10 protein-coding genes are annotated in these 11960 nt (G+C 47.3%); all 10 read right to left on the bottom strand.

Annotated features, from left to right (window positions below; genetic code table 11):
* Positions 1-83: 83 nt before the first annotated feature.
* The 10 genes from spoIIGA to mraY all read right to left on the bottom strand — a co-directional run bounded on the left by spoIIGA (position 84) and on the right by mraY (position 11951).
* Positions 84-1007, bottom strand: a complete 924-nt coding sequence (spoIIGA, locus tag HQN90_RS04915; RefSeq protein ID WP_173216731.1) for a sigma-E processing peptidase SpoIIGA — start codon at positions 1005-1007, stop codon at positions 84-86.
* 232 nt (positions 1008-1239) lie between these two features.
* The gene (gene ftsZ / locus HQN90_RS04910) at positions 1240-2364 is read right to left on the bottom strand and encodes a cell division protein FtsZ (protein WP_173216730.1); all 1125 of its coding nucleotides are present in this window, start codon (positions 2362-2364) and stop codon (positions 1240-1242) included.
* A gap of 30 nt (positions 2365-2394) precedes the next feature.
* Positions 2395-3642: a cell division protein FtsA gene (ftsA, locus tag HQN90_RS04905; RefSeq protein ID WP_173216729.1), complete on the bottom strand. Its 1248-nt coding sequence runs from the start codon at positions 3640-3642 to the stop codon at positions 2395-2397.
* A gap of 275 nt (positions 3643-3917) precedes the next feature.
* On the bottom strand, positions 3918-4832 hold the full coding sequence (locus tag HQN90_RS04900) for a cell division protein FtsQ/DivIB (RefSeq protein WP_173216728.1): 915 nt from the start codon (positions 4830-4832) through the stop codon (positions 3918-3920).
* Between the two features lie 123 nt (positions 4833-4955).
* A complete protein-coding gene (murA, locus tag HQN90_RS04895; protein ID WP_079420051.1) occupies positions 4956-6224 on the bottom strand; it encodes a UDP-N-acetylglucosamine 1-carboxyvinyltransferase in 1269 nt (422 codons plus the stop codon).
* 15 nt (positions 6225-6239) lie between these two features.
* Positions 6240-7145 carry a UDP-N-acetylmuramate dehydrogenase gene (murB, locus tag HQN90_RS04890; RefSeq protein ID WP_173216727.1) on the bottom strand — a complete coding sequence of 302 codons (906 nt, stop codon included), beginning with the start codon at positions 7143-7145 and terminating at the stop codon, positions 6240-6242.
* Between the two features lie 206 nt (positions 7146-7351).
* Complete coding sequence (locus HQN90_RS04885; protein WP_173216726.1) at positions 7352-8422, bottom strand: undecaprenyldiphospho-muramoylpentapeptide beta-N-acetylglucosaminyltransferase; 1071 nt, start codon at positions 8420-8422, stop codon at positions 7352-7354.
* A 7-nt stretch (positions 8423-8429) separates the two neighbouring features.
* Positions 8430-9527, bottom strand: a complete 1098-nt coding sequence (gene spoVE / locus HQN90_RS04880; RefSeq protein WP_173216725.1) for a stage V sporulation protein E — start codon at positions 9525-9527, stop codon at positions 8430-8432.
* Between the two features lie 90 nt (positions 9528-9617).
* Positions 9618-11012, bottom strand: a complete 1395-nt coding sequence (gene murD, locus HQN90_RS04875; protein ID WP_173216724.1) for a UDP-N-acetylmuramoyl-L-alanine--D-glutamate ligase — start codon at positions 11010-11012, stop codon at positions 9618-9620.
* A 3-nt stretch (positions 11013-11015) separates the two neighbouring features.
* Positions 11016-11951 carry a phospho-N-acetylmuramoyl-pentapeptide-transferase gene (gene mraY, locus HQN90_RS04870; RefSeq protein WP_144028644.1) on the bottom strand — a complete coding sequence of 312 codons (936 nt, stop codon included), beginning with the start codon at positions 11949-11951 and terminating at the stop codon, positions 11016-11018.
* Positions 11952-11960: the final 9 nt, after the last annotated feature.

Here is an 11960-nt window from a genome sequence, read left to right as displayed (position 1 = left end):
TAAGTAATCTGAGTTTTGCTTGTGCAAAACTGAATCAGGCAAGCGAACGTGTTTTTAATAGCCAGCAATCCGTTCTGAAAGCGCTATACTGCGGAAATTAATGCCGGATGAATAATAGCTTGATAGGAGCCGTCACTGCAAAGCTTACCTCCGTCGAGCCCGATAAGCACCTTAATTGCTTCCGTTTGCGTCTGATTATGGGTAATCACCACCTTATCCGGTTTAATCGCCAGCATGAATTGCGTATTCCGATTCACACCTCGATAAGGAACAAGACGCAATCGATCCTGCCACACAAACTCTTCTTCCCCCAAACCGCTAATGATTTGGTCTACATCGGCTGACCGAATCCGTTCGAGCCACTGGGCAGGAAACACATCGCCCCACTCTGACACTTCCATGACCATCACCGGGGTACGCGTCAGCGGATCATATAATTGATTCCCCGTATCAATTAGTCCTTTGCACGAGGCTGTATAATCACCTACATGAATCGTAATCTCTGCTAAAAAAGTCGTCATCACTTCACGCTGCTTCGTGCTTTGAAACACCGTTTTGAACCACCATAACAAAGGAATCAAGAGAGCGAGAACAAATAGAATACCGCCCATATTCAACTGAAATAAAGCTACACCTGATTGTGTAAATACAATCCCTTTCATCACATCCGAGGAGGATGCCAGTACATAATGAATGCCGAACATCCCTCCGGCCACTGCAAAATTCACTAAGAGGAACGTTCCAAGGTTTCTCAGTAAATTTTGTAGAGAACCAAATCCGAAAGCAGTCATAATCATACCGATACAGAACATACATTTCACAGAAAATGTAAATAAAAAGAGAGGCACAGGCAGGAACATGATCACGACATAGGAAGCTCCCAAAAACGACGAACCTACGATTCTCCACCACTTGAACGATATTTTCCGTGTTTTAGCCGTAACAATCAGTATGGCCGCATCCATCAGAAAGTTCAGTAGGAAAATGAGATCCGCATAGACGACCACAATTTCCTCACCTCCATGAGTGATGCTTTTTATCCAATTTCCTGACGAAACTTTAAGGTTCTAAATCAGTATAGGGGAATCTAATTTCAAAGTCTGTCTAAACTTGCTAGTAGGCTATTACTTTTTTTGTCAGTTGACGCGGTGCTGCATTCGCTAGAAAAGCCCTGAAACACAAAAAGACCGAAGCCTCTACATGATGTAGGGCTTCGGTCTCTTTACACAGTTCGTGTAATTATTTGTCGGTATTCCGCCCGCGGTTGCGCAGGAACGTCGGAATATCTAATTGGTCATTGGATGGCTGAGCGCCAAATGGTTTTAAGTTGTTCAAGCGATTATCCGAAGAAGCTGGCGCTTCAGGTTGCCCACTCACTGGACGTTTCACTGCGGATTGAGAAGGCGCAGCCTTGTGCTCGAAACCAGTAGCGATGACAGTAACCAGAATTTCGTCTTTGAGCTTGTCGTCAATGACCGCCCCGAAGATCATGTTCACTTCAATATCGGATGCAGATGCAACGATATCAGCCGCTTCATTGACTTCGTACAAGCTTAGGTTGATACCGCCCGTGATATTCATCAGAACACCGCGTGCGCCTTCAATGGAAGTTTCCAACAAAGGACTGGAAATTGCTTTCTTGGCTGCTTCCGCTGCGCGATTCTCACCCGTTGCGACCCCAATCCCCATAAGGGCTGAGCCGCGCTCGGTCATGATCGTTTTGACATCTGCAAAATCCAAATTGATAAGTCCAGGAACCGCGATTAAGTCTGAAATCCCTTGCACACCTTGACGAAGAACATTGTCCGCTTGAAGGAAGGCTTCAAGCATTGGCGTTTTCTTATCCACAATCTCTAAGAGACGATCATTCGGGATAATAATTAATGTATCTACTTTTTCCTTCAGAGCAGCAATCCCCTGCTCGGCTTGTAAAGAACGTTTGCGCCCTTCGAACGTAAACGGACGTGTCACAACACCAACCGTTAAAGCGCCTACTTCCTTGGCGATTTCGGCAATAACCGGAGCAGCTCCTGTTCCTGTACCGCCGCCCATTCCGGCTGTTACGAATACCATATCGGCACCGCGAAGCGTATTCAGAATCGTCTCCCTTGACTCTTCTGCCGCCTTTTTCCCTACTTCAGGGTTCGCACCTGCGCCAAGTCCACGCGTAAGCTTATCTCCAATTTGCAATTTATGCACGGACTTCGCTAAGTGCAAAGCTTGAGCATCCGTATTCACTGTAATAAACTCAACGCCTTTTAAACCGTTCTCGATCATCCGGTTAACGGCATTGCTTCCGCCGCCACCCACACCAATAACTTTGATTTGAGCCAATTGATCTAAATCCATATCAAATTCAAACATCTGAGTCATATCCCCCTAACTTCGCGTTCACTATATAAATTCACTAAAAAAGTTCTTTACTCGTTCCATAAGACCTGGTTTATTGCTGTCGGAGGATTTTTTTGTAGTCGTTTTTGCAGCCACTTTCTTGGTAAAGCCAGAATTCCTGTTTTTCATATACTTGGAAACGAATTGAATAATACCAACTCCACTTGTATAGGAAGGGTCACGCACCCCAATGAAATCTGGAACAGCAATACGCACTGACGTTGCGAGTTCAGCTTGTGCAATAGCAAGTATACCCGGCATACAGACAGTACCGCCAGTAAGCACATAACCGCCGGCTAAATCGCCATAACCCAATCGATGTACTTCTGCACGAATCATCTGGAAAATTTCTTCGACGCGGGGTTCAATGATATTCGCAAGGTCCACTTGAGAAAATTCTTTTTCCACATTGCTTCCCATGCGGGTCACTTTAAACACTTGATCAGGCGCTGAATCCTCGACGGATGCACAGCCGTATTTCAGCTTTATTTTCTCTGCGATTTCGAGCTGAGTACGGAGGCCAATCGAGATATCGTTGCTGATGTACTCGCCGCCAATTTGAATTGTCGATGTTGCCAACAAATTGCCTAGTTCAAAAATAGCGATTGTAGCCGCTCCTGCTCCAATATCAACAAGCACTGTGCCAACCGCTTTCTCATCCTTGGATAGAGCTAACTGTCCAGAGGCCAGTGACATTAGAATAACGCCAGCAACCTTGAGTTCAGATCTCTCCACAACACGGATTAAATTATGTATCCCGGTCTTCGCACCCGTAATGATGGTCGCTTCAACTTCTAATCGAACGCCAATCATCCCGCGAGGATCGTTAATTCCTTCTTGTCCATCAACCAAATACTGTTTGGGTACGACTCCAATAATTTCACGCTCAGGAGGTAATGCAATGACTCTTGCCGCCTGAATAACACGATCAATATCCTCTTCACCGATCTCTCGGTCTTCATTAGAAACAGCGACAACACCATGACTGGATTGAAGAGCAATATGATTTCCTGAAATTCCAACATAAACCTCAGATATTTGTACGCCAACCATTCGTTCAGCATGATCTACAGCACTGCGAATAGAATTCACAGTTTGATCAATGTCCACGATGGCGCCCTTACGAATACCCTCTGACTCGGCAGATCCCACTCCTATTATATTAATGGTTCCGTTAACAACTTCCCCAATAATAGCACGAACCTTGGATGTACCGATGTCTAAACTAACAATGATGTCATTGTTGCTCAAGCCCTGGCACCTCCTATAACTTTGGTATTAATGTGATTTCCTCACAATATCTTCTGTATTCATTCCACACAAACGCCATATTCCCTCTTTTTTCTACAATTTTTTGCTCAAAAAAAATGTTTAACCTCATTAATCATCCAATGTGTAATTAGAACTTAATTTTGACTAGTAATTTTTTGGTAAACATATAAAGAGTTGAGAGATGCCTATTTAACCATAAATCTAATTTTAACATTAATTTTCATGATTGAGTAGTCCATTAACCCGTTTTTTTGTCAAGATGGCTTTACTGTTTCTTTAGGCGTTGGTTTGGCAGTCGGTTTTGTAGTCGGCTTGGCAGTTGCCTTGCCTCCATCCTTATTCGTATCAGGATTTGGACTCGAAGTACTGTTCCCTGTCTTCTGACTGGCAGACGCATCCTTGTCGGTTTTGGGCTCTTCGTTTGGATCAAATGGAGCGTGATACTCTACTTCTAGCATTTTGATCACACCACTCGTAATATGATCCTCTTGTAAGCTTGCAATATAAGCAGGCAAGTTGTCAATTTTCTCAGGCAGATAGGCAATTGTCGTATACACTTCGAACTGCGATCTCGTGTATAGCTTGATCTTATCAGGATACGATTCGGATGGATCCGGTTTAATTTCGGAAATGTCCGATAGCGCGCTTTCAGGAATCTCTCCCAAAACTTTGCATAATGCCGCTTTATTCGGATCACCATCCGTCCATCCTGTAAGAATAGGCATATCCAAAGGAATGCTGCTCCCGGCAGCAAGCTGGACAACAGCACCATCAGCTAGAACAGCCTGTTTCTTGCCGTCAGCCGCTATTTGGAAAGCTACTTTGGGGAATTCTTCTACGGCAATGCGAATGATGCCTGGAAAATGCTTTTTGACCTCAGCCGATTTAATCATTGGCATGGAAGCGATGCGCTGCTGAATCGTAGCTGAGCTTACGGCAAAGAAACGATCTCCTACGGCAATTTGACTAGCTTGTCCAATGGCTTCGGATGCCATTAGTTCATTACCCTGAACCTCAATGGCGCTAACACGGCTCAGTGAGGACTGAAAAAAAAGAATAACTAATAGGATCGCAAAAAAGATAAACAAGAAAATAAGCAGCTTCCGATTGGTACGCGCACGTGGCTTAGGTACAGCAGGCAGAGCGGGTACTTTGCGGTCTTCGGACAAGATGGGCACCACCTAATAGTTTCATATAAAGTTTGCTAGAATAAATCCATGTATGATGATGCAATGAAAGCCGTGTATCCCCACCTGTAAGCAGGAAGGGATCCGCGGAAGTCATTCAATGTTCTACTCACTCGGTACGGGTGCTTGGCGATGAACGGAAGCGCCTAACCTGGACAGCATATGTTCAATTCTATCATAACCTCTATCAATATGATGAATTTGCTCAACGATCGTTGTGCCATGCGCAGCCAGACCGGCGATAACAAGTGCGGCGCCAGCACGCAAATCAGTCGCTTCAACCGTTGCTCCATACAATCTTGGAACGCCTCGGATAAAGGCTGAGCTCATATCTACACGGATATCTGCTCCCATTCGGGACAATTCATCGACGTGCTTGAATCTGCCTTCGAAAATCGTTTCTTTCATCACGCTAAGGCCATCTGCTAACGACAACAGCACCATAACTTGCGATTGAAGATCGGTTGGGAAGGAAGGATGAGGTGACGTTACAATTCGTTCTACTGCCTTCGGTCTCGTCGGGCAGCTTACATGTATTATATCACCGTCCGTAATGATTTGAACACCTGCACGCTTAAGGACGTGAATCACAGAGGTTAAATGTGCCGGATTCACCTTCTCGAGGGTGATATTCCCTTTGGTTGCAGCTGCTGCTACCAGGAAGGTACCAGCGACAATGCGATCAGGTATAATTTCATACGTACAAGGCGACAAAGACTCTACTCCGCGGATCGTAATCGTATCCGTACCCGCTCCAATGATATCAGCGCCCATGGCATTCAGAAAATTTTGCAAATCCTGAATCTCCGGCTCACGGGCTGCATTGTAAATCGTTGTGATGCCTTCTGCTCGCACAGCAGCCATCATAATATTTTCCGTCGCACCAACGCTCGGGAAGTCGAGCACAATCTCACTGCCTTGAAGCGAATCAGCTGTACAAACAATTTTGTTCGCGAACTCTTCAATGTTGGCTCCAAGAGCCTGCAAACCTTTCAGGTGCAAATCGATTTTACGTTCGCCGATTGCGCAGCCACCTGGTTGATACACGGTGACACTGCCGAATCTCGCGAGCAGCGGACCCATGAGAAAGATGGAGGAACGCATTTGCCCCATCAATTCTTCCGGGATATGTGAGGAATGAGCTGTGGATGTTGTAATGGTTACGGTATGTCCCTGCTGCTCCGCACGACAACCGAGTGCACATAGAATGCGCAGCATGGTGTCGATATCGAGCAAATTCGGAACATTATGCAGAGTATGAGTGCCGCTAGCCAGGATGCAGGCTGCTAAGATTGGTAATGCGGCGTTTTTCGCGCCGTGTATCTGGATGGCTCCCGTAAGAGGTCTTCCACCTTCGATAACGAGCTTCTCCAAAGTTCCACCTCCGATTTACCTCTCACCCATCACCAAAACTTCAGGTACCAGCGAGATTCCGTACTTTTGCAGTACGATCTGCTGGACTTCGCTTATGAGAGTGAGAACGTCCTCGGCTGTAGCATCTCCGGTATTAACAATGAAATTGGCGTGCAAGGTAGAGATTTCCGCTCCACCGACACGTCTGCCTTTCAAGCCTGCCTCTTCGATAAGTTTAGCTGCGAATCCCCCTTCGGGGTTGCGGAATACGCTTCCTGCGCAAGCTAAGTGGCCAGGTTGCGTGCGTCGACGCCGATCGCGGTAGGCCGCCATGGCACCGGCGATTTCTTTGCGATCTCCAACCTGTAATTCAAAGACAGCTTCCGTTACAATGCCGGGCAGCGTGTGCAGAATGGAATGTCGATAAGCATAATGCAGATCCTCCGCTTGCATCGTGACCAATTCCCCTGTGTCCAGGATGACTTCAGCCTGCTTGAGTATGCGTGACACATCGGACCCGTGAGCCCCTGCATTCATGTAGACGGCGCCTCCCACAGAACCGGGAATGCCAGAAGCAAACTCCAGTCCGGTTAAACCTTCTTTGGCGGCTAGTACGGACAATTTAATGAACGAATAGGAACCACCTGCGTATACGGTCGCACCATCGAAACGAAGTGTTTCGAGTGTAGACCCCAGTTTAATGACGACACCTCTAATCCCTTTGTCACGGATAAGCAGATTGGAACCACGGCCGATAACGGTCCACGGAACGCCGCGTTCATGCAAGAAACGAATAACCGCAGCAACCTGCTCTTTCGTTTGAGGGAGGATCAGACAATCGGCCGGACCTCCGATTCTCCAAGTTGTAAAAGGAGCCAATCGTTCATTCGTTCGAATCTCGCCAATATTTGCTGCCTGTAAGTCGGATATTAACTGTTGCATGGGAAAACCTCCTTCACAGAACATAGGGCGAAAAGATCTTGAAATAGTACTTCAAGCTCTATAATTTCAATCATACGGACCAAGACGAAGATGGCCGGTCTCCTTTTCTTGGCGCCGTATCAAGCCCGTAGGTGTCTGTCACGGTTATAGTGTAGTTTATGTAAAATCGGATAGAGTGTGACAATCGCCTATTCGCTTTAGCAAAATCAAGACGAAAGGCTGTGGGATTCAATCAAGGCAATGATCGATGCTACGGCGTCGTTCACTTTGCGGGACTGCATGACTTTCTGATAAGTCAAACGGTTGGCGTGGAGAGCTTCCACATGCGCAGCAAGCGTCTCGGCAGTTAGCTCCTCTTCTTGAAGCACATCGGCATAGCCGGCTTTCTGAAACGACTTTGCATTCAAGATCTGATCGCCTCGGCTTGCTTGCAAGGATAATGGAATGAGCAGCATCGGCTTTTCCAACACGAGGAATTCATAGATAGACGTAGCGCCCGCTCTGGAAATAACCAGATCCGTCATCGCCAGCACATCCGGCAGCTCCTCGTTCAAATATTCAAATTGTTTATAGCCCCGTATATGAGCATGCTCGGAGGCGATGTTCCCTTTTCCGCAAAGATGCACAATCTGAAACTGTGCCAGCAGTCGTTCCAAATTGCCGCGTACCGCTTGGTTAATGATTTGCGAGCCCAAGCTTCCGCCCATAACCAGAATAACAGGCTTCTGAGAGTGAAAATCACAGAGCTGGTAGCCACGAGTTGCTTTTCCGTTCAATATATGTTCCCGAATCGGCAATCCGGTTAAGACCGCTTTTTCTTTCTGAACATGCTGAAGGGACTCTGGAAACGTCACACATACTTTGGTTGCAAAAGGAATGGAAATTTTATTGGCAAGTCCTGGTGTCATATCAGACTCATGAATGATCACAGGCACCTTATTCATCCGACTGCCAAGAACGACCGGGACGGAAACGAACCCGCCCTTCGAAAAGACGATGGCGGGCTTCAAGCGACGAAGCAATCTATAAGACTCATACACGCCTTTCATCACTCTGAAAGGGTCCTTGAAATTTTTAAGATCAAAATATCGCCGCAGCTTCCCAGACGAGATGGGGTAAAAGGATACCCCTTCCCGTTCAATGATGTCTTTCTCGATGCCCGTAGCGGAACCGATATATTTAATTTCCCAACCTAGCTGCTCAAGACGATGCATGAGCGCAATGTTGGGGGTCACATGTCCAGCGGAGCCACCTCCGGTGAAGACAATTGTTTTCATTTCCGTGTCACCTCGAATAGCGGGATATATTGAGCAGGATGCCGACCGATGTCAGCATGAGCGTCAGGGAAGACCCTCCTGCACTTATGAATGGCAATGTGATGCCGGTTACCGGAAACATGCCGATAACAACACCGATATTAATAATAACCTGAACTGCAACCATGCCGATAATCCCGACGGCGATCAAGCTGGCAAACGTATCCGGGGCTGTAATAGCCGCCCGCATCCCGCGCCAAACGAGAATCGTAAACAACAGCAGAACCAGCGTTCCGCCAATAAAACCAAGCTCTTCAGCAATAATAGAAAAAATAAAATCGGTTTGCGGCTCTGGCAAATAGCTGTACTTCTGTCTGCTCATTCCTAAGCCGAGTCCAACTAGACCGCCAGGTCCAATCGCATACAAGGATTGAATAGATTGATAGCCTGCGCCTAACGGATCCTGCCAAGGGTCCAAAAAGGCCGTAATACGCTTCAACCGATATGGCGCCGCAATGACCAGACCAATAAAACCAGCAATCCCTATCATACCTAGATAAGAGAGATGAAGCAATCTCGCTCCTGAAGTAAAAATGATCAACAGAGATGCGCCGACAAGCACAGCGCCAGTACCCAAGTCAGGCTGAAGCATGATAAGACCAAAAGCCAAGCCCATAATCCCTAGCGGGGGCAGCAAGCCTTTCGTGAACAAGGTGATTTTCGACTGCTGCTCAGAGAGCATTTTGGACAAATACAGAATCATCCCGATCTTCATAAACTCGGAAGGCTGAATACCGAAGGCGCCGATCCCGAGCCAGCTTCTGGCCCCACCTCGAACGACCCCCACTCCGGGAATAAGAACGATAACGAGCATGCCAAAGCAGATAAAAAGCGTGATTTTTGAAATCTTTTTCCAAACTAAGTAATCCACATTCATCGTAACAAACATGGCAACAACACCCAAAACAGCAAAGATCAATTGCCGTTTCAAGTAATACAGCGAATCGCCGAACTCGCGAAATGCCAGCACACTGCTTGCACTGTAAACCATAATAATACCAATTGTCAGAAGCAACAAGGTTGGAATGATAATCCAAATATCAGGAGCGGACCGTGATTTACCCATAACAGACACCTCTTTGTGTGTTGTGGGCCTTATCCATGAATCCGTAGGCGAGTGGTCACATGTTTCACCCCAAAGGTGGATAAGCCCTACTTAAAGGTTATGCACGGACTCCTTAAACATGCGTCCCCTGTCCTCATAAGAGGGGAACATATCCCAGCTTGCGCAAGCAGGCGACAACAAGACAATATCGCCAGGTTCACTCATTTGCCAAGCAAGCTGGACGGCTTGTGAAACCGCATCCGCTGCATCCTTAGCAGTATCGACGGTTTGCCTGCGGCTAATCCCTGCCAGCTCGGCAATATGGGCAATTTTCTCTTTCGTTTGACCCAGCGTAACAATCCCTTTGATCCGCTCACGGAAGACAGGCAGCAATTCCATATAATCCGAGCCTCGATCTAGACCACCCGCGATGAGAATGATCTTCTGATCAAATACTTCGATTGATTTGATGGAAGCTGCTGCATTCGTGGCTTTGGAATTATTGTAGAAGGTCACACCACTCAGCTCTTTAACGAGCTCCAGGCGGTGCTCCACGCCTTGAAAGCTTCGAAGCACATTAGCTATGATCTCAGGCGAAACACCCGCGGTAAAGGCTGCCGCGGCGGCTGCCAAGGCATTCTCCACATTGAAGCTGCCCGGAATCCCCATTTCGCTGGCGCGCATGAAAGGCACAGCTTGATCCTCGCCATTTGCGTAGATGAGTGCCCCTGTGTTCTCGTCAAAATACACGCCGTAAGCTAAGATTTCCTTCATCGAAAAAGGGAACACCTTGGCCCGTATAGTCGGAATAAGAGAGCGACAGACGGCGTCATCCCAATTCAAGATGGCCGTGTCCGCTTCGGTTTGATTGGCGAATATTTTGGCTTTGGACGCAATATAATCGTCCATTGAGCCATGATAGTCCAAATGGGTCTCATACACATTTAATAATAAGGCCATCTTGGGCCGGAATGAGGTCGTACCTTTCAGCTGAAAGCTGCTCAGCTCAACGACCATCCAATTCTCAGCCGTCACCTCCGGCGCTGCTTCCGTCAGCGCGCGTCCAATATTCCCCGCCACCACAGGCGACAAGCCTGCTTCATCCAGCATTAAGCCAATTAAGGTGGTGGTGGTCGTTTTGCCATTGGAGCCGGTAATGCCAATAATCGGCGCTTCACAGAACTGATAAGCGACTTCCACTTCGGTCACCACTTCGATACCAAGCTCCAATGCCTTGCGAATAGGCTCTACCGAATACGGTATGCCTGGGTTCTTCACGACAAGCGCAATGCCTGCATGAACGAGGGAGTCCGGATGATAGCCGCATACAACAGAAATACCCAGAGCCTCCAATTCGTCGGCTTCAGGGCATGCGCTCCGCTCTTTTTTGTCATTAACAGTAACTAGGGCACCTTTTTGGTGAAAAAGCTTAGCTGCAGCGACACCGCTGCGAGCCAAGCCCAAAACAATGACTTCTAGTCCACGATATTCACGCGGATGATTCATCCTCTACAACACCTCATTCATATATAATCCGAGTATCGCCAGCACAAGACCTACGACCCAGAATGTAATCACAACACGCCATTCCGACCATCCGACCAATTCAAAGTGATGATGAATCGGGCTCATTTTAAACACCCGTTTCCCCCTTGTTTTGAAAGAAACGACCTGGATGACGACAGACAGAATTTCAATCAGGAAAATGCCCCCGACAACCGCTAGCAGCAATTCCGCTTTCGTCAAAATTGCAACAGCCACAAGACCGCCGCCAATTCCGAGTGAACCGGTATCTCCCATGAACACTTTAGCTGGATGAGCATTAAACACAAGAAAGCCCAGCACAGCACCAACCATCGCCGCAGAGAATATGGCCGCTTCCGGCTGTGTGTTGTTCATCGCAATAACGGTGTACGCCCCGAAGGCAATCGCGCTTGTACCCGCTAGCAGACCATCCAGCCCATCTGTAAAATTGACCGCGTTAGATGCGCCTAACATTAAAATCGCCATTAACGGAAAGTACAGCCAGCCTGGGTTAAAGTGGAACTCTACGAAAGGAATATATAAGTCCGTACTATGACCTTTCATAACTAGCAGGTAACAAACAATGGCTGAAATCAACAGCTGTCCAAACAGCTTTTGCTTCGCAGTAAGTCCCAGAGAGCGCTTGAAAATAATTTTGATGTAATCATCGAGAAAGCCTACGAGACCATAGCCTAGTGAAGCAATCAACAAAATGAGCAGGTCTGTATTTTTATCGGCAAAACGAAGGGTAGCCAGCGCCAGCGCCAGCAAAATAATGACACCGCCCATGGTAGGCGTTCCTTGTTTTTTCAAATGGCCTTGCGGGCCATCCTCCCGAATTTGTTGACCAAATTTCATGCGCCGCAAGATCGGAATGAAGAGCGGCCCCATAATTAGCGCGAGCACGAATGCTACGCCCATTGTTAATAA

Origin of the sequence: Paenibacillus alba (genome assembly GCF_013204855.1) — a bacterium.
In the GTDB taxonomy this organism is placed as follows: domain Bacteria; phylum Bacillota; class Bacilli; order Paenibacillales; family NBRC-103111; genus Paenibacillus_E; species Paenibacillus_E alba.
Note: the sequence above shows the minus strand (reverse complement) of the source record. Positions and strands in the feature narration are given on the sequence as shown.

What these genes read in the sequence shown, in the direction of transcription:
- ftsZ (WP_173216730.1), bottom strand. Translation starts at nt 2,364, where the DNA reads ATGTTTGAATTTGATATGGATTTAGATCAATTGGCTCAAATCAAAGTT.
- murB (WP_173216727.1), bottom strand. Translation starts at nt 7,145, where the DNA reads ATGCAACAGTTAATATCCGACTTACAGGCAGCAAATATTGGCGAGATT.
- HQN90_RS04885 (WP_173216726.1), bottom strand. Translation starts at nt 8,422, where the DNA reads ATGAAAACAATTGTCTTCACCGGAGGTGGCTCCGCTGGACATGTGACC.
- spoVE (WP_173216725.1), bottom strand. Translation starts at nt 9,527, where the DNA reads ATGGGTAAATCACGGTCCGCTCCTGATATTTGGATTATCATTCCAACC.
- murD (WP_173216724.1), bottom strand. Translation starts at nt 11,012, where the DNA reads ATGAATCATCCGCGTGAATATCGTGGACTAGAAGTCATTGTTTTGGGC.
- mraY (WP_144028644.1), bottom strand. Translation starts at nt 11,951, where the DNA reads ATGGGCGTAGCATTCGTGCTCGCGCTAATTATGGGGCCGCTCTTCATT.